The organism is Ureibacillus sinduriensis BLB-1 = JCM 15800 (assembly GCF_000772955.1).
In the GTDB taxonomy this organism is placed as follows: Bacteria; Bacillota; Bacilli; order Bacillales_A; family Planococcaceae; genus Ureibacillus; species Ureibacillus sinduriensis.
In genome coordinates, this window is the sequence record NZ_JPVO01000052.1 from 80,067 (window position 1) to 103,007 (window position 22,941).

Annotated in this window: 14 protein-coding genes; 1 reads left to right on the forward strand and 13 read right to left on the reverse strand. The window is 40.3% G+C overall.

Annotated features, from left to right (window positions below):
• Nucleotides 1-28: 28 nt before the first annotated feature.
• From CD33_RS12040 to CD33_RS20205, 6 genes are all read right to left on the reverse strand, one after another.
• A complete protein-coding gene (locus CD33_RS12040) occupies nucleotides 29-691 on the reverse strand; it encodes a methionine ABC transporter permease (protein ID WP_036201103.1) in 663 nt (220 codons plus the stop codon).
• Nucleotides 688-1,707, reverse strand: coding sequence for a methionine ABC transporter ATP-binding protein (locus tag CD33_RS12045; RefSeq protein WP_036201105.1), 1,020 nt, complete (start codon nucleotides 1,705-1,707; stop codon nucleotides 688-690). The genes CD33_RS12040 and CD33_RS12045 overlap by 4 nt, the downstream gene beginning before the upstream one ends.
• 36 nt (nucleotides 1,708-1,743) lie before the next feature.
• On the reverse strand, nucleotides 1,744-3,003 hold the full coding sequence (locus tag CD33_RS12050) for an acyl-CoA dehydrogenase family protein (protein ID WP_052130195.1): 1,260 nt from the start codon (nucleotides 3,001-3,003) through the stop codon (nucleotides 1,744-1,746).
• A 114-nt stretch (nucleotides 3,004-3,117) separates the two neighbouring features.
• Nucleotides 3,118-4,362 (reverse strand): acyl-CoA dehydrogenase family protein, encoded by a 1,245-nt coding sequence (locus tag CD33_RS12055; protein ID WP_052130196.1) that lies wholly within the window; start codon nucleotides 4,360-4,362, stop codon nucleotides 3,118-3,120.
• Nucleotides 4,363-5,105: 743 nt separating this feature from the next.
• On the reverse strand, nucleotides 5,106-7,682 hold the full coding sequence (locus CD33_RS12060; protein ID WP_036201278.1) for a polynucleotide kinase-phosphatase: 2,577 nt from the start codon (nucleotides 7,680-7,682) through the stop codon (nucleotides 5,106-5,108).
• 12 nt (nucleotides 7,683-7,694) lie between these two features.
• Nucleotides 7,695-9,044 carry a 3' terminal RNA ribose 2'-O-methyltransferase Hen1 gene (locus CD33_RS20205; protein ID WP_036201107.1) on the reverse strand — a complete coding sequence of 450 codons (1,350 nt, stop codon included), beginning with the start codon at nucleotides 9,042-9,044 and terminating at the stop codon, nucleotides 7,695-7,697.
• Nucleotides 9,045-9,283: 239 nt separating this feature from the next.
• Here CD33_RS20205 and CD33_RS12070 point away from each other — a divergent pair, with 239 nt between their 5' ends.
• Nucleotides 9,284-11,032 carry a methyl-accepting chemotaxis protein gene (locus CD33_RS12070; protein ID WP_036201111.1) on the forward strand — a complete coding sequence of 583 codons (1,749 nt, stop codon included), beginning with the start codon at nucleotides 9,284-9,286 and terminating at the stop codon, nucleotides 11,030-11,032.
• Nucleotides 11,033-11,212: 180 nt separating this feature from the next.
• Here the strand turns inward: CD33_RS12070 and sufB are convergent, their stop codons facing one another.
• The 7 genes from sufB to gltB form a co-directional block, all read right to left on the reverse strand.
• Complete coding sequence (gene sufB, locus CD33_RS12075) at nucleotides 11,213-12,610, reverse strand: Fe-S cluster assembly protein SufB (protein ID WP_036201112.1); 1,398 nt, start codon at nucleotides 12,608-12,610, stop codon at nucleotides 11,213-11,215.
• 24 nt (nucleotides 12,611-12,634) lie between these two features.
• Entirely contained in the window at nucleotides 12,635-13,072 is a 438-nt protein-coding gene (gene sufU / locus CD33_RS12080; protein ID WP_036201113.1) for a Fe-S cluster assembly sulfur transfer protein SufU, read from the reverse strand.
• Complete coding sequence (locus tag CD33_RS12085; protein ID WP_036201114.1) at nucleotides 13,062-14,285, reverse strand: cysteine desulfurase; 1,224 nt, start codon at nucleotides 14,283-14,285, stop codon at nucleotides 13,062-13,064. Before CD33_RS12085 ends, sufU begins: the two co-directional genes overlap by 11 nt.
• Complete coding sequence (gene sufD / locus CD33_RS12090; RefSeq protein ID WP_036201115.1) at nucleotides 14,285-15,592, reverse strand: Fe-S cluster assembly protein SufD; 1,308 nt, start codon at nucleotides 15,590-15,592, stop codon at nucleotides 14,285-14,287. Before sufD ends, CD33_RS12085 begins: the two co-directional genes overlap by 1 nt.
• A gap of 19 nt (nucleotides 15,593-15,611) precedes the next feature.
• Nucleotides 15,612-16,394, reverse strand: coding sequence for a Fe-S cluster assembly ATPase SufC (gene sufC / locus CD33_RS12095; protein ID WP_036201117.1), 783 nt, complete (start codon nucleotides 16,392-16,394; stop codon nucleotides 15,612-15,614).
• A gap of 491 nt (nucleotides 16,395-16,885) precedes the next feature.
• Nucleotides 16,886-18,364, reverse strand: coding sequence for a glutamate synthase subunit beta (locus CD33_RS12100; protein WP_036201118.1), 1,479 nt, complete (start codon nucleotides 18,362-18,364; stop codon nucleotides 16,886-16,888).
• A gap of 14 nt (nucleotides 18,365-18,378) precedes the next feature.
• A complete protein-coding gene (gene gltB, locus CD33_RS12105) occupies nucleotides 18,379-22,899 on the reverse strand; it encodes a glutamate synthase large subunit (protein ID WP_036201120.1) in 4,521 nt (1,506 codons plus the stop codon).
• Nucleotides 22,900-22,941 lie beyond the last annotated feature (42 nt).

Genomic DNA, 22,941 nt, shown 5'->3' on the forward strand with positions numbered 1-22,941 from the left:
TTCCTCCTCATAATATTAAAAGTGTAATTTATCTACGTAAAAATACTCTTGATAATAGATTCCCTAAGAACTGCGAGATTTGAACAAGAAGAATAAGTATAACAACGGTTACAATCATGACGGAAGTATCAAAACGCTGATAACCATATGTCATAGACAAATCTCCAAGGCCTCCACCACCAACGGTTCCTGCCATTGCTGAAAAATCAATGAGTCCTACAGTAATAAATGTTAATCCCAAAATTAAAGGGCCTAACGCTTCTGGTATCAGAACCCCAAAAATGATTTGGAAAGGAGATGCCCCCATTGCTTTAGAAGCCTCAATAATTCCGGGATCAATAGAGATTAGATTATTCTCCACTACTCTTGCAATAGCAAAAGAAGCTGCTATCGTCATAGGGAAAACGGCCGCAAATGTCCCAATTGTAGTCCCCATAATCATTCGTGTAAGCGGACTAATCGCTACCAAGAAGATGATAAAAGGTATCGGTCTTATAACATTAATCAACACATTTAAACTGATTGAGATTATTTTATTTTCCAATATATTGCCTTTGCGCGACACAAAGAGCAATAGGCCCATAACAACCCCTATAATACTAGCAAATATCAAAGTCAGAATAACCATCGTGATTGTTTCGCCCGTTGCTTCAATTATTCTTGGCCAAAACGTACTCCAATCAACCTTCACGCCAGTTCAACCTCCTTAACATCCAATACCATCCTTAATTCATTTAACACTACCTCCACGACGGGATCATCACCTAGAAATTCAACTATCAAATTTCCAAACAACTGATTTTGGAGTTCATGAATGCTGCCATAAATAATATTGAATTTAATATTATGTTTACTCGTTATTTCTGATAGAATTGGTTCACTCGTTGCTTCACCTGAAAATATAATTCTATAAAACTTAGTCGGTTGCTTTTTCTTTAGCTTTTCAATTAAATGCGGAGATAATCTATCATTTAATACCGTACTGATAAAATTTTTGGTGGTGTTTTCCCGGGGATCCGAGAAAACGTTATATACTTCGCCCTCTTCAATCACACGCCCATTCTCCATAACAGCAACCCGGTTGCAAATACTACGAATCACGTTCATTTCATGAGTAATTAATAAAATCGTAATTTTATATTCTTCATTTACTTTTTTCAATAAATTTAAGATTTCACCAGTTGTCTCCGGGTCTAATGCGGATGTAGCTTCATCACATAAAAGGATATCCGGCGATGTTGCTAATGCCCGGGCAATGCCAACTCTTTGCTTTTGGCCCCCTGATAGTTGCTCAGGGTACTTGTCAGCTTTATCTTCAAGACCAACAAAGCGCAACAGCTCTGTTACTCTGCGGTTAATTTCCTCTTTGGGCCAATTCTCAAGTTTTAAGGGATAGGCAACATTTCCAAACACTGTTCGTGAATTAAACAAATTAAAGGATTGAAAAATCATTCCAATTTTTCTTCTTAACTGTCGTAATTGCCTAGAAGAAATTGAGTTTAAGGGATGGTCGTTTACAGTAATTTCTCCACTCGTTGGTTTTTCCAGCAAATTTACTAATCTAACCAAAGTACTTTTTCCGGCACCACTAAAGCCGATAATGCCGAAAATATCTCCTTTATTGATGTGGAGGGAAACATCTTTTACTGCTGCAACTTTTTTACCTTTATATTCAAAGGTTTTACTTACGTTCTCCAGCTTTATCATCTTTGTCCTCCTTTCCTTCCTTACCAAGCAAGTTGTTTAGAGATATCCTTTCTGCAATGGCAAATCCTTGCCATTTACTCTATAATCGCCAATAATACGTGCTTTATAGATTGTTGGGTTATGTGAAGCTAATGTACGGATATTTCTCCAATGGCGATCCAAGTGAGCTGATTGCTTTGTTGCTGATGCTCCTCCCACATCGAATAGTAATGTGGATGCTTTCAGTGCCAGTTCATCTACTACTACTTTCGTTTGAGCAGCTAAAAGCGACGCATGGTGGCTCAAGCTATAATTAACTACACCGTTTACTGCTGATTTAGATGCCCTATCAATTGCATCTGCAGCCACATAAATCAGTGATTCAGCAGTAAATGCAATACTGGAAATCTCCCCTAAAGTTTGCAGCAACTGTGGATCCTCTCTTGGAAGTTTGGCTGCTGCAAAGCTAAAAGTCCGTTTTCGGCTTTTCACTATATTAGCCCCATCAGAAACAACACTTCGAAGAATGCCAGCAATGATTCCGTGCAAATAGAGCTGTAGCAGAGAACTAAATCGCGTTGAATTGTCTGACAATTTCTTCACTTCTTCTTTTTGAACAAATACATTTTGAAAGTGGGTAGTACCGCTTCCAGTAAGCTTTTGTCCTATGCCATCCCAATCATCCTCTATAATGACCCCTTCCCGATTTGTTGGTATAAGTAGAGAAACGGGCGTCCCATCAAGATTGGATGCCAATACGGCAACCAAATCAGCATATAGCGTACCGGTACAAAAATACTTTGTCCCCTTCAACCGATAGCCGTCTTCATCCGGCGTTAAAGTTGTGTCAAATAGATTTTGTCCGCCAACATTTCGGTTATTGATCTCTGTATAGGCATTCCCAATAATTACGCCAGCTGCTATCTTTTCTAGCAGTTTATTATTATCTGTTTGTCTATTTGTTTCTCGTAAGAGTCGCTCCACAAAACTATAGTGAAATCTAAGAATATGAGCCACGTCTGGATCTGCCTCAGCCAAACGCATTACAACATACAATAAATCCCGGACACTTGCATTATTCCCGCCATATTTCTTTGGCAACTGAATTGCACCTAGACCACTTTCCTTAATCAACTTAATCGCATAGTAAGGATTTTTTCTCGTTTCCCCTTTTCGCCTTTCTTTCTCATCACGAGCAATTTCGTTTACTATCTTTTCAAAGTCAGAAGAATCAATGTTAATCGGCCTACTAACTTCGCTTAAATCCAGTTCTTCTCTAGAACTGTTAGTTGCTGCCTTGGTTTTCTTTGACCCCACGATTTTTCACCTCTATATAATCTATCTGCCGGTTTCCTTAAACAATCTTTCCCTCTTAGTTTAGTTGGTTATATCAAAATGATTTTTCGATTTCTCTCAAGCGAAAGCACAACCTTAAAAATATACTTCATCTAAAGGCAGTTTTTTACCATTAACGATATAGTCGCCAATAGCACGAGCTTTATAAGCAGCTGGATTATGAGATGCGAGTGTCCGTATATTTCGCCAATGCCGGTCAAGATGTACCGACTGTTTTGTTGCTGATGCTCCTCCCACATCAAACAAAAGTGTGGAAGCTTTTAGAGCTAATGCATCAATTATTACTTTTGCTTGAGCAGTCAACAAAGAAGCATGATGGCTAAGATCATAGTCAATAACACCATTTATGGCTGATTTTGAAGCGTTATCTATTGCTTCTGCTGCTGTAAGGACAAGTGTCTCAGCAGTGTATGCAATACTTGATATTTCTCCGATTACTTGTAATAACTGTGGGTCTTCTTTCGGAAGCTCAGCAGCTGCAAAGCTAAAAGTTCGCTTTCGATTCTTCACTAAGTTCGAAGCATCAGTTAATACACTACGGAGTATCCCAGCGATTACAGCCTGTAAATAAAGCTGTGCAAAGGAATTAAAGGGTGTTTTATTCTTTTTTGTTGTGTCTATTTCTTCTTTGTGAACCAATACATTAAGAAATCGGGTTGTGCCACTTGCTGTGTACTTTTGTCCTATACCATCCCAATCATCTTCTATGATGACACCATTGCGATTTGTTGGAATTGTTGCTGAAATCACTTCCCCATCCAATGTTGAAGCTGCTACAGTAACCAAGTCGGCATACAAAGTACCTGTTGTAAAATACTTGGTCCCATTCAATCGATAAACATCATCATCTTCTGTAATCGTCGTATCAAAAACTAATTTCCCAACATGATGTGACGAAATTTCGGTAAATGCACTTCCAAAAATTAAGCCGTCTGCAACATATTGAATCAGCTTTCTATTTTCTCCTTCTTCAACACCTTCACGCACTAATTGTTCTACACGACGGTAATGAGACCTGAGTATATGGGCAACATCCGGATCTGCCTCAGCCAGTTTAACCACAACATAAAACAAATCTCGAATACTCACCCCAATCCCTCCAAACTCAATGGGCAGTAATATTGATCCTAGACGCGATTCTCGTATTAGCTTCATTGCTTTGTGTGGACCGTATTCACTATTTGTATTACGACGCTCCCATGCATCTCGCGCTATTAAAGAAAGCAAAAACTCAAAATCAGGAGAATCTATCTTACTTAACTGACTGAGCGATTCCGTTACTCTGTCAATTTCACCTTTACTTTGTTCAAAATTGACCATGACTTCTTCCTCCCTAGGATTAATAAACAATAAGGTCCCTGCTTCTAAAAAAGAAGAAGGGACCTTTAGTGGACTAATCGGTCTTTTAGTATTTGATTAATTATCCATTCATACTTAGAGCTATTAGAACCGAGCATGATGCAATTGACATGCATAGAATTGGGGGGCAATTTCTATACTTAATTACAAAATTGGGGGATTTTTGTATATGGATCATTGCATCATGCTCGTTTCCAACAGTTATCAGCGATTAATTCTTGATAAGGCAATGGAGCTCTTTTAGCTTTGTATAAGAAGCCTCTATTTTTCTAGGAGCCAATGCAGCTCCTCCGAGTGTTCATTTTTAACTGTACAAAAAAGACCCCTATCTAATTAAGATAGGAGTCTCTAAAGGTATAGTTGACTTCTTAAGTATTTAACTGTAATCGTTACACAAGCTACTTGCTTCTAGGAGACTAGTTAGCAAGTAATTTTCTTAAAATAAATTTACAATAACATCCAATTAAAGTCAACTATTTTTATAAGAATTATATGTTTTATTTTTATACCCAATTTGGACAGTATTGCCATTTTGAACTGAGGAATTTCAATACATTTTGAATTGCTTTATGTCCGGCTATTTTATACTATAAAAAGACTTCCCGGGTATTTTAGGAAGTCTTTTTAATAAATGTTAAGTTTAGAGAAGTGCTTCCGGTGAATAAACTCAACTATTTCCCATTGTATTTGCCAATTAAAGTTTACTATAATCTCGGATCAACCGGATCTGACTCCATCGCAAGGGTCCCAAGTACACATTCATGAACTCTTTCAATGGATTCCCCGTTCACAAGCCGCTCAATCCCTTCAACTCCCAAAGCGAACTCTTTTAATGCATGCTTCTGCTTTTTACCAACATTGCGTTTTTTTAGCCTCTTTAAGTTCTCCGGTTCCAGGTAATCCATGCCATAGATAATATGAAGGTATTTTCTGCCTCTGACTTTGATGGCTGGTTGTATAAGCCTCCCATTCGATTTTGAAATGAATGTCTCTGGTTTTATCACGATTCCCTCATGACCATCACCCGTCATATCATTCCACCACTTGATGACCTTTTCTTCACTGGCTTCATCATCAATAACCATATATTCCGTTTCAACAAAGAGATTATCCATTAAAGCAAATTCCTTGTTCATCTCCATATGCCAAGTATGTGGCTTATGGAAGTAGGTTTCGTGGCTATGGGCGAGTAAATGGAATGGGGCAATTTGAATCTGATCGATTTCATAAATTTCCCAGCAGTATTTTTGGAATACTTCCTTGAAAACAAAGGCGTTTGTAAGCTTCTCATCGTATTCTTTCAGCCATCGAGCCAAATCCACATTGTTTTCTACAGCATTTCCTATCTTTCCTTTAAGTTTGCTGCGATCTAAAATTGCATTTTCTGCTACATGGGCATATTGACTGCTAATGAGTTCTTTAGCTTTTAGATTCCACGGCATAATTTCAGCATCCAAGAGAATGAATTCCGTACGATATTTATTAAAATAATCACTGCCAGCTAAGCTTTGGTTTATTCTTTCAAGTACTTTTTCCTCTGTTTCAATATCGAAAAACCTTCTGCCTGTTCGTGTATAAATCACTCCCAGGGTTTCACGACCAACATATTTCCGACCTGCCTTAGTATCTTTAAATAAAAACAAGATTCCCCTGCTGCCCATATGTTTCTTTTGGGCAACCATCCGTTCAATTCCCATATTTCGGTAGTAATCAATAGCTTCTTTTGGGTGCTCCAAATAACCTTCCAATGAAGAAGTTGTTGGAGTTGGGCTCATCGTGGGTGGAATGTATACCACTTCCTCGATGGGGATAGTATGGTGAGATACAGAATCGATAGAGGCAAGTGCATATTGTTTTGAAATTTTGACTTTCCCCAGTTCACCTGTTAAGACCGAAAACCCATCATTAAATTTAGCAATGTTTGGTGGGTCCAGCCTTTTCTTTTTTAACTCAATCAAAGGGTTATATTGTCCTTTTGAGTAATCTTCTTTAGCTTGAACTGCTACAAATTTCTTTTCCGGGTAACGGAAAGCGGTCAACTCTCCTCCAAAAACGACCCCTTGATCGATATTAATTGTATTGTTGATTATTAGCGACTTCGGCTTAGGGTCATGTCCCCATACAACTAATAAGCTTGTCTTATGATGAATTGTCCAGTCCTTCCGAATTGGTCTGCCCGTGTCATCCAATCCTTCGTGGTCGCCGTAACGGCAGTAATCGCTAATAACATCAGATTGTTTTCCAATAAACTCATCTTTAATTCCAGCATGGGTACAAACCAACGTAGGGATCCCATTCTTTGTTAAAACATAATGAGAAGGAGCGTTTAAAAGAAACTCCTTTAACTGTTCCTTCAACTGAGCAAGTTCATTTGTATGCTCATATTGTTCAAACTCCTGGGCAACAAGTTCGTCCCCGTGATTTAAAGTAACATTGTTACCTTCCAACCACCGAGCAATCTTCGACGCATGATTGCTGTCGACCATATAGGCCTGGTTTTCTTTCACATGACGCAAAAAGAACAACATTGTCTTCAATGATTCTGGACCTCTGCTCATAATATCGCCAAGGGATAGGAACTTCCTTCCATCAGGGTGGACATAAAGTTCTTGCGCATTTTTTTCATAACCTAATTGTTCAAGCAACTGAATCATTTCATCATAACAGCCATGAATATCGCCGATAATATCGATCCCATTATCAACTTCCAGATGCACTGGATTGCTGTTTGCTCTCGTCACTTCTACCTCGTCCGTATCTGTGATGAAATATGTTGCTGAGTAACCTTCTTTTTTGATAAAACGTTTCTCCCTTTTAAACACCTGATACTGCTGCTTAATTCGTTTTTTCCCTCGTGGATTAATCCGGTTTTTATCGCGTGAGAGTAATACCTCCTCATCAACATCCAGGACAAGGGACATCACGGCGACGTGATGTTTTTTGGCAAGCTCTATATACCTTTTACGATCATCGGGATACAAATGTGTTGCATCAACAAATGTAATTTTGTTAAGCCTGCATCTCGCTTCGATTGTCGCTTCCATTAATGAGAAGGCCTCAGCAGAGATTCGTTGATATTCATCATATAAACTTTCCGAGACATCCTTCCATCTGTGGGACCAATCAATAAACTCAACATCACTCACCCGCACTCGATATTCGTCCGAGCTTATTATTTCCGAAGATAGTACTTGACCTGTATCAACCAGCTGTTTCAGTAATGTGGATTTTCCACTATTTGACGGACCTATTAGTAAAATAATCCCTGCATATGGCAACATAATCTTCAACTGTTATACCTCCTTCCTTGTAAATAAAGCCATCTGTGTAGGTTTTCCGTAGAGCTCGTGTTCTTCACCTATCCCATCAAACGTGAGCTCGTATTCTTGGTGTCGATTTTGCATCTGGCACCACCGGGAAAATTCCTCTCGAGTCCATTCGAAGCGGTGATCCGGGTGTCGGTATTCTTCATCCATTTTATATACTTCGTTGTATTCGCGGTTAGGAGTCGTGATGAGTAGTACTCTTGGACGATAATCATTAAGAATTGTCTCCATGATTTTCGGTAATCGAAACTCATCGATATGTTCAATAACTTCACAAAGAATCATAATATCCTTGTTTTTCAATCGTTCATCATAGTAAAAGAGAGATCCCATAATTTGTTTTGGCATGACGAAATTTTCATTCCGCTCCACCTTTTCCAATCGTTTGAGGGCTTTCAAACTTTGTGATTCGGAGGGTTCAACTGCTAGTATTTCTTTCACTCCTTCTACAAAGCCTAGTTTTTCCGATAGCCTTCCTTCGCCTGATCCCAAGTCTACAATACGCTCTCTATGGGTCAACTGATTGATTTTTCTGATAATCATTTCGTATCGAAGGTCATTTAACCTCATTGTCGGCTCCGCTACAATTTCACTATGCCGCTCGGTTTTCACATGCACCATCTTGTACAGCTCCTCGAATCGAAGAGCTTGTTGCAATATCAACTCTCTCTGAGGGTGTTGATCCAGCCACCCCTCACCATATCGTTCAATTTTCTCGACTTCTTTTTCATCGATATAATAATGCTTATAATTATCTAAAACCGGAATCAACACAAAAAGCTGCCGAAGTCCCATCTGAAGTGTCGTCATGCCTTTGATTGTAATGTATCTTGCTATACTTTTGCTTTTTAAATCCATACTATAATCAACTTCGCCGTATGTGATTAACACCTCGTAACCTAGAGGTTGAAATAAATCGAGTAGCTCATGGTCCGATAAATGGGAAGCAACCGGTCCAAAACTAAATTGAAGCGGGAACCGATGATTCACCCAAGCCTCATACTCTTCCTTTGGCTTACCATTCAGTGCGGTCCCCAGTGCAGTTCTTATTAATGTACAGAAAATACTGCTCACTGCAAATTCCCGGTCGTTAATATAAGATGTAATTTCATAAGTTTGCGAATTATTCCTTGAAAGTTCGATTGAATCGGGTGTTACAAAAATCGTAACTTCCACTTCTTCTTCTGAAAACTTGCCAAAAAACAATCGCACTAAATGCCCGCTAACATTTCTCTCGTAAAGATTATTTGGATTTTTGGCCATCAAGTATGAAAGCATATTCACATCCGGCCCTGTTCCCCGTATCGTCAATTGCATCGCGTTCAACACCTGCCATCTGAGTATAAACACTCCATTTTCCTACAATATAACATAAGATCTTAATGGGCTTCTATTCTAAAGGGTGAGTTAAGATTGGTTCGTCCTTCAAAAGTATCAGGTTATAATGGCATCCTTCACTTTTATTGGCGAAATAGATTAAAAAACAATCCGAATTTCATTGAATTATGTAAAAAAATGTCGAAATATAACTATATAAGCGTTTGGGGGGGAAACAAATGAAGAAAAAGAAATTACAGTTGAAAAGCGTTTCTGGTAAATTGATGTTGCTAATCACAATGATTATCATCATGACAGTGGGAATTATCGGTTCGACAAGTTATTTTGTCGCCAAAAGTCAGCTCCTGGAGTCAGGCAAAAGAGAACTGCAAAGCCTTGTCGATGGAGCCTATACTTCAATAGAAATGATCAATGCGAAAGTGGAAAGCGGCGATATCACATTGGAGGAAGGAAAGGAACAAGCGAGAATTCTTCTGAATGGACCAGTAAATGAAAATCAAGAGTACGATTATCAAAAGTCCCGTTTTACATACAAAGAGAATGGTTACATACTGGCTTATGACGAGGATCTGGTTTTGCAATTGCATCCATCCAAAATAGGTGGAGCTCCTGCTGATGAACTAAACAGAAGTAATCGGGAAAAAATCGTGGCAGGCGGCAAGTCCAAAGAAGTGGCAGATCGCTATGTCGTTTATTCAGATAGACAGTCGGATGGTTCTTTTAAAGATAAAACTGCCTATACAGAATATTTTGAGCCTTGGGGTTGGACGATAGGAATTGCTGTTTTTCAAGATGAATTTTACGAAGGTTTAAACATTTTACAATATATTATTTCCGGTGCTACAGTTGTGCTCATTATTTTAAGTTCACTAGTCTTTTATATAGCAATCCGCAAGAAAGTAAATACATTGAAAGAAGTGGCTGAAGCATCCATACAAATTGCTGATGGCCATATTATTGTTACCAACCTGCCTGAAGCAGGTGATGAAATTGGACAACTTTCGGCTGCGTTTAATAAGATGTCCGAGCAGTTGCGCACGTTGGTCGAAAAGACTAAAAAAACGAGTGAGCATTTATTGGACTCTGCGACTAACTTATCGGCTATTTCAGAAGAAACCTCTGCCAGCAGTGAGGAGGTTGGTAGAGCAATTACCGAGATCGCCACTGGTACACAGGAACAAGCCCATGATTTGGACAAAATCAACCAAACAGTTGAAATGGTATCCAGTTCTATAGGTGCGATGGGAACACAAAGTAATGCCATGCACGACATTACCAAACAAGCAGAAAAAGTATCCATCGAGGGAATCGAAATCGTTCACCAATTGCAACAGTCAAACACTGATTCGTTGGCAGCATCACAAGGAGTGAGCGAAGAAATCAAAAACTTGAATGGCAAAATCAATCAAATCACGCAAGTAATGGAAACGATTGAATCAATCGCAGAACAGACAAATTTACTGGCTTTAAACGCGAGTATTGAAGCTGCAAGAGCGGGAGAATATGGCAAAGGTTTCTCAGTTGTTGCCGAAGAAATAAGGAAGCTGGCAGAACAATCGAAAAATGCAACTCATCAAGTCCAAGAAGTTGTTTCATCTATTGTTTCAGAAACTACTAAAACCGTTGAAAGTGTTGAAGGAACAATGAGAACCGCTAAAAAGTTAAATGATGATGTCGTTCTGACTCAAAGCAAATTCAATCAAATGTCGGATTCCATTAAACAAATTGCACAATCTTTACTAGCAGTTAATAAAGAAATGGACATAATCACTTCCTATAATCATGTAATGAGTGAAGGAATCGCCAGTGCATCAAGCGTATCTGAACAAACTGCCGCTTCCGTACAGGAAATTGCTTCTTCCATAGATGAGCAAATCACCGCAATTACCGATGTTGCGAATGCTGCTGAAAAACTAACCGAGTTAAACCGTGAGTTAACTTCCTTAATGGAGCGATATACAATATAAATTGCCAATGCTGTTTTATATGAGCGTTAAACGTTCATTTAGATCAAGAAGATTTAACTAATTGTTCGAATGCTTCGCGGTATGAGGTGCAAAAGTTTTCAACATAATCCTATGTACAGATGCAAGAAAAAAGGTTTACGAGCCAGAATGTCTCGTAAACCTTTTTGTTATTTTATTTTATTATCCGATAGAACCTTCCATCTCGAATTTGATTAGGCGGTTCATTTCTACTGCGTATTCCATTGGTAGTTCTTTTGTAAATGGTTCGATGAAGCCCATTACGATCATTTCTGTTGCTTCTTGTTCAGAAATACCACGGCTCATTAGGTAGAATAATTGTTCTTCAGATACTTTAGAAACTTTTGCTTCGTGCTCTAATGAAACGTTATCGTTTAAGATTTCGTTGTAAGGAATTGTATCTGATGTTGATTCGTTATCCAAGATTAACGTATCACATTCGATGTTTGAACGAGCACCAGTTGCTTTTTTACCAAAGCGAACGATACCGCGGTAAGTTACTTTACCGCCTTGTTTTGAGATCGATTTCGATACGATTGTTGAAGATGTGTTTGGTGCTAAGTGAATCATTTTTGCACCAGCATCTTGGTGTTGACCTTTACCTGCGATAGCAATTGAAAGTGTCATACCACGTGCACCTTCACCTTTAAGGATACATGCAGGGTATTTCATTGTTAATTTAGAACCGATGTTACCATCAATCCATTCCATCGTACCATTTTCTTCAACTACAGTACGTTTTGTAACTAGGTTGTATACGTTGTTTGCCCAGTTTTGAATAGTAGTATAACGGCAGTATGCATCTTTTTTAACAATGATCTCAACTACTGCTGAGTGAAGAGAGTTTGTTGTGTAAACAGGAGCTGTACATCCTTCTACATAGTGAACACTTGACCCTTCATCAACAATAATTAATGTACGTTCGAATTGACCCATGTTTTCAGAGTTAATACGGAAGTACGCTTGTAACGGCGTGTCTAATTTGATGCCAGGTGGTACATAGATGAAAGATCCACCAGACCAAACAGCTGAGTTAAGTGCAGCAAATTTGTTGTCTGAAGATGGAATTACAGTACCCCAGTATTGTTTGAAGATATCTTCGTTTTCGCGTAATGCAGAATCTGTATCTTTAAACACGATGCCAAGATCTTCAAGGTCTTTTTTCATGTTATGGTAAACTACTTCAGATTCGTACTGAGCAGATACACCAGCCAAGTATTTTTGTTCAGCTTCAGGAATACCTAATTTGTCAAATGTTGCCTTGATTTCTTCAGGTACTTCATCCCAAGATTTTTGAGTTGCTTCAGATGGTTTTACATAGTAAGTAATTTCATCGAAGTTTAGGGCTGAAAGGTCGCCACCCCATTGTGGCATTGGTTTTGAGTAGAAAATTTCCAGCGCTTTTAAGCGGTAGTTTAACATCCACTCTGGTTCGTTTTTCATATTTGAGATTTCTCGTACGATTTCTTCAGTTAATCCACGTTTTGAACGGAAAACTGATACGTCTTTGTCATGGAAGCCGTATTTGTAATCGCCGATATCTGGCATTTTTTTAGCCATTTTAAATTCCTCCGTTCAAACTTATTATTTTTGTTCGCTAACGCCTTTTTCCATTGCTTTCCAAGCCAATGTTGCGCATTTGATACGAGCCGGGAATTTTGAAACACCTTGAAGAGCTTCAACATCACCTAAATCATATTTATCTGTATAGTCTTGCCCTAGCATCATATTTGAGAAAATTTGCGCTAGTTCAAGAGCTTCTTCTTGTTTTTTTCCTTTAATGACTTCTGTCATCATAGATGCAGAAGACATCGAAATGGAACAGCCTTCGCCATCAAATTTAGCATCTTCGACTATACCATCGTTAATCTTTAATGTTAAATGAATACGGTCACCGCATGTTGGGTTATTCATATCGATTGTAACACTGTCACCATCCAAAGAACCTTTGTTGCGCGGTTTTTTATAATGATCCATAATGACTGAGCGGTATAGCTGGTCTAAATTATTATTAAAAGACATCGTTAAAATACTCCTTCGCTATGCGCAATCCTTCAACAAGGCGGTCAACATCTTCTTTTGTATTATACATATAGAAGCTTGCACGTGCTGTTGCCGTACATTGAAGCCACTTCATTAATGGTTGTGTACAGTGATGTCCAGCACGCACTGCAATACCATTCATGTCCAATACAGTTGCTAAATCATGAGGATGTACACCATCAATATTGAATGTGATTAATCCGCATCGTTTTTGTGGGTCACGAGGTCCGTAAATTGATAGGCCTTCAATTTTATCCATCTCTTGTATAGCATATTCTACTAGGCTATGTTCGTGTTCTGCAATTTTATCCATCCCAATTTCAGTTAGGAAATCAATCGCAGCACCTAAACCAATAGCACCTGCAATATTCGGTGTTCCACCTTCAAATTTCCAAGGCAGCTCTTTCCAAGTAGACTCATATAAACCTACAAAATCAATCATTTCCCCGCCAAATTCAATTGGCTCCATGACTTCAAGAAGAGCTTGTTTACCATAAAGTACACCAATACCTGTTGGACCACACATTTTATGCCCAGAGAAAGCCAAGAAATCACAATCTAAATCTTGAACATCAATTGACATATGTGGTGCAGATTGAGCAGCATCCAGAACGATAATTGCTCCATGGCTATGCGCTATTTCCGCAATTTCCTTAACAGGATTAATCGTACCCAGTACGTTTGAAGCCATTGTAATGGCCACGATTTTTGTTTTATCTGTAATCGTATTACGTACCGTTTCCATAGTGATTGTTCCATCTTCTTCAAGATCAAAGTACTTCAGAACAGCACCTTTTTCTTTTGCAAGCTGTTGCCATGGAATTAAATTGGAGTGATGCTCCATATATGATATAACAATTTCATCGCCTTCATTTACATTCATGCGTCCATAGGCACTAGCAACAGTATTTAAAGAAGTTGTTGTACCACGTGTATAAATAATCTCTTGCGTCGATTTTGCATTAATGAACTTGCGAATTTTTTCGCGAGCCCCTTCATACGAATCAGTCGCCCGATTTCCAAGTGTATGTACACCGCGGTGTACATTGGAGTTATCCAACTCATAGTAGTTTTTTACAGCTTCCAAAACTTGTATTGGCTTTTGGGATGTAGCTGCACTATCAAGGTAAACGAGCGGATGCCCGTTTACTTCTTGATTTAGTACAGGAAATTGTTTGCGAATTTCGTTCATTAGCGAACTTTCCCTTCAATAACTTTCGTTAATTGATTTTTTACGCTCTCGATAGGAAGATTTGTTACTACCGGCGCAAGGAAACCGTGAATAACAAGACGCTCTGCTTCTGCTTTTGAAAGACCGCGACTCATTAAGTAATAAAGTTGAATTGGATCCACGCGGCCAACTGATGCTGCGTGTCCTGCCATTACATCATCTTCATCGATTAATAGAATTGGGTTTGCATCTCCGCGAGCTCCTTCAGAAAGCATTAATACGCGTGATTCTTGCTCTGCATTTGATTTGCTGGCACCATGTTCGATTTTGCCGATACCATTGAAGATTGTTTGCGCAGAATCTTTCATAACACCATGTTTTAAGATAAAGCCTTCTGAATTTTTACCCCAGTGGCGAACTTCTGTTGTGAAGTTTTGTTTTTGTTCCCCACGTCCTACTACTACAGTTTTCGTATGTGCAAGTGAACCGTCGCCAACTAAATGTGTAATATTTTCAGAAATTGTATCCGAATCGTTCATTAACCCTAGAGCCCAATCAATTTTTGCATCGCGTTTTACGTGAGCGCGACGGTTTACATAAGTTGTAAATCCTTTTGCAAGAACATCCACCGAACCGAAAGTAACCTGCGCATTATCCATAGCAATGACTTCTTCGATTAAGTTCGCTTGTCCATTGGATTGTTCAATTGTTGACACATAAGTTTGTACGTATGTTACAGCCGAGTTAGTATCAGCTACTACCAAAACGTGGTTGAATAATGAAGCATCCGCGTTGTCGTTTAGGAATACGACTTGCAATGGCTTTTCAACAACAACATTTTTCGGTACGTATAGGAATACTCCACCGTTCACTAAAGCCGCATGGTAGGCCGTTAATTTATGCTCATCCACTTTAACAGCTTCTGTCATAAAGTATTTTTGTACTAATTCGCTGTGTTCACGAACTGCAGTTAAAATATCAGTAAAAATGACACCTTGCGCTTTTAATTCTTCCGATATTTTAAGAAATGCCGGCGTGTTATTGCGTTGAATATAAAGGTTTTCCTGCCCTTCAATATCAATAATTTCTTTTACTTCTGCAGAAAGTTCATCAAGAGAGCTAAATGGCGCACTTTCCACTGTATGTTGAGGGAACTCTGTAAAGTTCCATTTTGTGATGTTCGTTTTGTCTGGTGTTGGCATTGGAAGCTCAGTAGCTTTTTCAATTGCTTCAGCACGCAATGAACCAAACCATGCTGGTTCATTGTTGTTTTGCGAGAACGAGCGTACTTCTGTAGCTGATAACGCCAATTTTGTTTCAACTGTCATGTTGATTCGTCCTCCTCTATTATGCTTCTTCAGTTACCGCGTCTGTATCTTCAATACCTAGTTCTTGTTTAATCCAGTCGTACCCTTCAGCTTCAAGGCGTTGTGCCAATTCAGGACCACCAGATTTTACGACACGGCCTTGCATCATAACGTGTACATGATCAGGAGTGATATAGTTTAGTAAGCGTTGGTAGTGAGTGATAGCGATACAGCCAAACCCTTCACCGCGCATTTGGTTGATTCCTTTTGCTACAACTTTTAATGCATCGATATCTAGGCCCGAGTCGATTTCATCCAAGATGGCAAACTTAGGCTTGATCATCATTAATTGCAGGATTTCGTTACGTTTCTTTTCCCCGCCGGAGAAGCCTTCGTTTAGGTAACGTTGAGCCATTTCTTGATCCATTTCCAGGAAGTCCATCGTTTTATCCAATTCGCGGATGAATTTCATTAATGAAATTTCATCGCCTTCTTCACGACGTGCGTTGATAGCCGAACGAACGAAATCGGCATTTGTTACACCCGAAATTTCTGATGGGTATTGCATAGCAAGGAAAAGACCCGCTTTAGCACGCTCGTCAACTTCCATTTCCAGTACATTTTCACCATCTATTTCAATTGTTCCTTGAGTGACTTCGTATTTAGGATGACCCATAATAGCAGAAGCTAATGTAGATTTACCTGTACCGTTTGGACCCATGATCGCATGGACTTCATTTGTATTAATTGTAAGGTTCAGACCTTTTAAAATCTCCTTATCTTCGATAGAAACATGAAGATCTTTAATTACTAAAGTTGACATTATATTACCTCCGTAGTTGTGCGTTGAATGGTAGGACCATTTCTAATTTATTATCATTCTAATCTTAACCGAAATCATGAAACCATGCAAAACATTTATTCCATAAACAATCTATTTCGACCAAAACCATTAAAATATTGGGATTTTCCATTTTTTTATCGATACTGAAGAAAGTTAGCGGAAGGAAAAGTTGAAGAATTCATTTTCAATACACGGACTCTAATTGAGAATTCATTTCAGCGGCAATGTTCGACAATTATCTCCAAATTCGTATATAAGTTCAGTGAATAGTTTACCATTATATATTCCCTTCTTATACATTACCAGAAAAATTTATTATAAAAATATACCTGCTTTTAGTTTAGAAAAACGCGGCGGATAGTTCAACCTTTTAGCTTAAGTTCCCTTTATATAGATTAGTAGTTTTGCTTTTTAATCCTGAAAATAAAAAAGTGGTTCCCGATTCTATTTCGTTTCGGGAACCGCTTCAATTATACTTTTACTCCAACTTTCAAAAATTCATCAACACTTGCCGCAACGGCTCTGCCTTCTTTGATCGCCCATACAACAAGGCTTTGGCCGCGCCTTGCATCACCAGCCGCAAATACGCCGGGCACATTTGTTTCAAAATCCTTGATGGAAGCACGAATTTTATTATTCGAAATTGTCACACCGAATTGCTCCGGTAGAGATTTTTCAATTCCTTCAAAACCAATGGCAACAAATACAGCTTGCGCCGGCCATACTTTTTCCGTGCCGGGAATTTCTTTGAAGAAATGGAAACCATCATCGCCTAAAATTTTCTCCATTTGAATGGTATGAAGTTCTTTTACACGACCATTTTTATCTTTCACGATTTCCTTCGTTTGGATACAATACTCGCGTGGATCGCGTCCTTTTGTAGCCTCCACCTCTTCATATGCGTAATCAAGACTATACACATTAGGATCCTGTGGCCATGGACGATCCTCTTGGCGGGTTTTTGGCAGTTCTGGATGCTTGCCGAATTGATGTACCGAGCGAGCTTTTTGACGGATGGCAGTTGCCACGCAATCAGCCCCTGTATCCCCCCCGCCGATAACAATCACATCTTTGCCCGCTACATTCAGCGCCTTTCCATCTTCGAAATCGGAATCCAGCAAACTCTTCGTTACACCCGTCAAGTAGTCCATCGCCAGGTGGACACCTTGTGCATCGCTTCCTTCCAAATGTAAAACACGTTGCTTTTGAGCACCGATACATAAAATTACGGCATCAAATTGTGCTTTTAATTCGTCTGCGGTGATATCCTTACCGATATCAGTACTTAATACGAAATCGATCCCTTCTTGACGGAGCAAATTTATACGGCGTTCTATTACATTTTTTTCAAGCTTCATGTTTGGAATTCCATACATTAATAAGCCACCCGGACGATCGGCACGTTCATATACGGTTACACTGTGACCTAATTGGTTCAATTCGTCTGCAGCAGCCAACCCTGCCGGCCCGGAACCAACCACGGCAACTTTTCTTCCTGTACGTGTTCTTGGGATTCGAGGAAGAATCCAGTTATTTTCAAAGCCCTTATCGATAATTGAGCGTTCAATTGATTTAATCGCTACCGCTGGATCAGTTATCGCCAATGTACAGGAGCCTTCACAAGGCGCTGGACAAACACGTCCCGTGAATTCCGGGAAGTTATTCGTCATGTGCAGACGATCTAACGCTTCCTTCCATTGTCCCTTATACACTAGGTCGTTCCATTCAGGAATCACGTTTTGAATTGGGCAGCCGGCAGCTGCACCACGAATTTCAACACCCATATGGCAAAAAGGTGTGCCGCAATCCATACATCTGGCGCCTTGCTCTTGCAATGTTTCATCTGGCAGCCTAGCAGCATATTCATTCCAATTCGAAATACGCTCTAGTGGAGGCTGCTCTTTCGTTTTCGCTCTCTTAAATTCCATAAATCCTGTTGGTTTCCCCATTCTAGAACCCCCTCTTATTTCGAAATCGCTAATTCTTTAACGCCAGTTGCCTCTACAAATGCTTGCATTGCTGCCGTTTCCTCTGTCAGTCCAAGGAATTTATGATAGCTGATTTTGTCAATCATTGCCTTATAATCGGTTGGCACTACTTTGACAACTTTCCGTACAAATTCATCCCACTGTGCGAGGACATCCAATGCGATTGTACTTTCCGTATGTTCCAAGTGTTTGATAATCATAGAACGCACAGCTTCAATTTCGTTTTTATCTTCCAGTTTCTCAAACTCTATCATTTCCGTATTGCATCGTTCCTTAAATTCCGCTTCATCCGATGGGTAAACGTATGCAATGCCACCACTCATCCCTGCAGCAAAGTTTTTCCCTACGTCGCCCAAGATGACAACGCGTCCGCCTGTCATGTATTCACAGCCATGATCTCCAATGCCTTCCACCACTACATTGGCACCACTATTACGAACCGCAAAACGTTCCCCAGCACGACCGTTAATATAAGCAGTACCGCTCGTCGCCCCATATAGACAAACGTTGCCGGCTATAACGTTTTTCTCCTGCTCCCCTTTAATCGGGGCAATGGCTACTAATTTCCCGCCGGATAAACCTTTTCCAAAGTAGTCGTTTACGTCGCCGACACAAGATAATGACATTCCTTTGGGAACAAACGCCCCAAAACTTTGCCCTGCATGACCTGTAAACTTTAGCTTGATGGTGTCATCTTTTAGCCCGACCTCACCGTACTTCTTCGAAATTTCACTTCCGATAATCGTACCGACAACCCGGTCTGTATTATTAATCGCATATTCGAGTTCGATCGATTCTTTTTCTTTAATGCTTTTTTCAACTTTTGACAGCAACTCACGCAAATCAAAAGTGTCTTCGATTCGAAGGTCTTGGTTTGTTTTTTTCGTACGGGCGCCTTGAACTTGGTAAAGCAATGTTGACAAATCAAGCTGTCCTGCTTTCCAATGTGTTTTTGCACGCTCGCTGACTTGTAGAACATCCGTCCGTCCAACCATCTCTTCAACAGTGCGGAATCCTAATTTCGCCATATACTCACGCATTTCTTCTGCTACAAAATGCATGTAGTTTACGATGTGATCGGCGTTCCCCATAAATTTGGCACGCAATTCCGGATTTTGCGTAGCTACTCCAACCGGGCATGTATCCAGATGGCACGCACGCATCATGATACAGCCAAGCACGATTAATGGCGCGGTTGCAAAACCATATTCTTCCGCTCCAAGCAGTGCCGCCATGACAACATCCTTACCTGTCATTAACTTTCCGTCCGTTTCCAGAGTCACACGCTCACGCAGTCCATTGAGCATTAGTGTTTGGTGAGCTTCAGCCAATCCAAGCTCCCACGGCAGACCTGTGTGTTTGATGGAAGTTTTCGGCGATGCACCGGTGCCTCCATCATAACCGGAGATGACAATGACATCTGCTCCGCCTTTTGCAACACCCGCGGCAATTGTTCCAACACCTGCTTTTGCCACTAATTTTACTGAAATCCGGGCGTCGCGGTTTGCGTTTTTCAAATCGTAAATCAGTTCTGCTAAATCTTCGATTGAATAAATATCATGGTGAGGTGGTGGTGAAATCAACCCTACACCTGGAGTAGAGCCTCGTACATCGGCAACCCAAGGATACACCTTGTTGCCAGGCAATTGACCGCCTTCACCCGGCTTTGCTCCTTGGGCCATCTTGATTTGCAGTTCTTTGGCATTTACCAAGTAATGCGATTTCACTCCAAAACGACCCGATGCAATCTGCTTGATTGCACTATTACGGTTATCCCCATTTTCATCGATTTCGAAGCGGGCGGTATCTTCCCCACCTTCACCGGAGTTCGAACGTCCGCCGATACGGTTCATTGCAATCGCCAATGTTTCATGTGCTTCTTTGGAGATGGAACCGAATGACATTGCCCCTGTTTTGAATCGTTTGACGATTGAGTCCACGGATTCTACCTCTTCAAGCGGAATTGATTGATTCGTAGAGTTGAACTCAAACATGTTGCGCAAGAACCCTAGTTGTTCTTCGTTCGCCATTTCGGCATACATTCTGTACAAACCATAATCATTTCTTCTTGTAGCCGTTTGGAGCGTATGAATTGTTTTCGGATTGAACGCATGGTGTTCGCCATTTGCCCGCCACTGGAAATCACTGCCCGATTCCAATAGACCATTGTTGGAATCGAGTGCAATCTGATGACGGCGTTTCGCTTCCACTCCGATCGTTTCCAGATCAATCCCATCAATTTGGGAAGCGGTGCCTGTAAAGTATCGATCCACCACTTCCTTACTAATGCCGACAGCCTCGAAAATTTGAGCGCCGCGATAAGATTGAACAGTGGAAATCCCCATCTTGGACATCACTTTTACAACACCATCAGCGATCCCCTTGCGATATTTTCTTACCGCATCATGGTAACTGCCCTTTAAATGATCCCCATCTATTGCTCCTCGAATTGAAGCATACACAAGATATGGATTGATGGCATCCGCCCCAAAACCTACCAAAGCCGCAAAGTGATGAACTTCACGTGCCTCTCCGCTATTGGCGATGATGCTCACAAGCGTACGTTTACCTGTTCGCACTAAATATTGATGTAAGCTACTTACAGCCAGTAATACTGGTATGGTAGGTGTACTCACGTTATCCAATTCATCCGAAAGCACCAATAAAGAGATTCCTCTTTCGATCGCTGCATCTGCCTCATCAAACAACCGTTGCAATTCTGTCTCCAACGAATTTTCGAATTGGAGTGCAAGCACCGCATGTTGGAAATGTTTATTATGAATACTCGTTATCCTCTTTAACTCCCCATCAGTCAAAATTGGAGTTTCAAGGAAAATACGCCGTGCATTCTGAGCGTCGGGGTGCAATAGATTGCCTTCTGCGCCGAGTAATGTCATCGTCGACGTTACAATGTGCTCACGAATTGAATCAATCGGTGGATTCGTAACTTGTGCAAATAATTGTTTAAAGTAATTAAATAAAGACTGCGGACGATCTGATAACACAGCCAAAGGCGTATCATTCCCCATCGAACCAATCGGGTCTTTTCCGCTTTCTGCTACCGGAACGATATATTTCTGAATGTCCTCAAATGTATAACCAAAGGATTTTTGTCTTATTGTTAACTCGGCAATCTCTTTTGGAGTCTCCTTATCAGCTTCAACTGTGACCAAGTTGTCCTCCAACCATTTCGCATATGGCTGTGCTTGGGCCATTTCGCTTTTCAACTCTTCATCAGAGACTATTTTCCCTTGCTCCAAATCAATTAATAGCATACGTCCCGGACTTAAGCGCTCTTTATAAAGAACATTTTCTTCCTCGATATCCACAACCCCTACTTCTGAAGAAAAGACGATCATATCATCCTTTGTGACATAGTAACGGGCAGGGCGTAAGCCATTTCGATCGAGAATGGAACCGATTTGTTTGCCATCGGTGAAACAAATTGCGGTAGGGCCATCCCATGGCTCCATCATACTTGCATGATAAGCGTAAAATGCTTTTTTCTCTTCGGAAATATGCGGGTTTTCAGTCCACGGTTCCGGAATGAGCATCATCGCGGTATGTGCCGGGGTACGACCAGCCAGCACAAAAAATTCAAATGCATTATCCAACATGGAGGAGTCGGACCCTGAATTATCGATGATCGGCAATAATTTCTTTAGATCATCACCAAATGCTTCCGAAACAAAACGTTGCTCGCGTGCAGTCATCCAATTGATATTGCCCCGCAATGTGTTGATTTCACCATTATGGACAATATAACGGTTTGGATGTGCGCGTTCCCAGCTCGGAAACGTATTTGTAGAGTATCTTGAGTGAACGATTGCAAATGCCGAAATAAAGCTTTCGTCTTGCAGATCAATGTAAAACTCACTAACTTCTTCGGGCGTTAATAAGCCTTTAAACACCATTTTCTGGCTGGACATACTTGGACAATAAAATTTCATATGATTTTCCTGTGCCCAAAATTCAGCTTGCTTGCGGATGAGGTACAATTTTCTTTCAAACGCTAAAGAATCGTCAACATTCTCCCCTTTTATGAAAACTTGACGAACAACTGGTGCTGTGGATTTCGCAATATCACTCAGGATTTCTTTATTTGTAGGAGCAGTTCTCCAGCCAATAAGAGTTTGGCCTTCCTGCTCGATTAATTCATTAATTTTATTTTCGATGGACTCTCTTTCTCTCGTATCCTCTGTAAAAAAAAGTTGTCCTACTCCGTACTCGCCTTTTTTCGGCAAGTTGAACTCGGGGCAATTTAATTTAAAAAACGCATCCGGAATCTGGACCATTAATCCTGCCCCATCCCCAGTTCTGCCATCACCACCGCGTCCTGCTCGGTGATCTAGACGACATAACATTTCCAGCCCGTTTTTTACAATTTCATGTGAAGCGTGTCCTTTTATATTAGCGTAGAAACCGATTCCACAAGCGTCATGTTCAAAACTCGGTGAATAGAGCCCTTGTGCTTTCGGATACTGATGAAAAGTCATGCAAATCCCCCCAAATCTTCGTAAATACCTTATTTACATTGT

Excerpts from the sequence above, each read along its gene's own strand:
- CD33_RS12045 (WP_036201105.1), bottom strand. The coding sequence starts at position 1,707 with ATGATAAAGCTGGAGAACGTAAGTAAAACCTTTGAATATAAAGGTAAA.
- CD33_RS12055 (WP_052130196.1), bottom strand. The coding sequence starts at position 4,362 with ATGGTCAATTTTGAACAAAGTAAAGGTGAAATTGACAGAGTAACGGAA.
- CD33_RS12060 (WP_036201278.1), bottom strand. The coding sequence starts at position 7,682 with ATGTTGCCATATGCAGGGATTATTTTACTAATAGGTCCGTCAAATAGT.
- CD33_RS20205 (WP_036201107.1), bottom strand. The coding sequence starts at position 9,044 with ATGCAATTGACGATACGGGGAACAGGGCCGGATGTGAATATGCTTTCA.
- CD33_RS12070 (WP_036201111.1), top strand. The coding sequence starts at position 9,284 with ATGAAGAAAAAGAAATTACAGTTGAAAAGCGTTTCTGGTAAATTGATG.
- sufB (WP_036201112.1), bottom strand. The coding sequence starts at position 12,610 with ATGGCTAAAAAAATGCCAGATATCGGCGATTACAAATACGGCTTCCAT.
- sufU (WP_036201113.1), bottom strand. The coding sequence starts at position 13,072 with ATGTCTTTTAATAATAATTTAGACCAGCTATACCGCTCAGTCATTATG.
- CD33_RS12085 (WP_036201114.1), bottom strand. The coding sequence starts at position 14,285 with ATGAACGAAATTCGCAAACAATTTCCTGTACTAAATCAAGAAGTAAAC.
- sufD (WP_036201115.1), bottom strand. The coding sequence starts at position 15,592 with ATGACAGTTGAAACAAAATTGGCGTTATCAGCTACAGAAGTACGCTCG.
- sufC (WP_036201117.1), bottom strand. The coding sequence starts at position 16,394 with ATGTCAACTTTAGTAATTAAAGATCTTCATGTTTCTATCGAAGATAAG.
- CD33_RS12100 (WP_036201118.1), bottom strand. The coding sequence starts at position 18,364 with ATGGGGAAACCAACAGGATTTATGGAATTTAAGAGAGCGAAAACGAAA.
- gltB (WP_036201120.1), bottom strand. The coding sequence starts at position 22,899 with ATGACTTTTCATCAGTATCCGAAAGCACAAGGGCTCTATTCACCGAGT.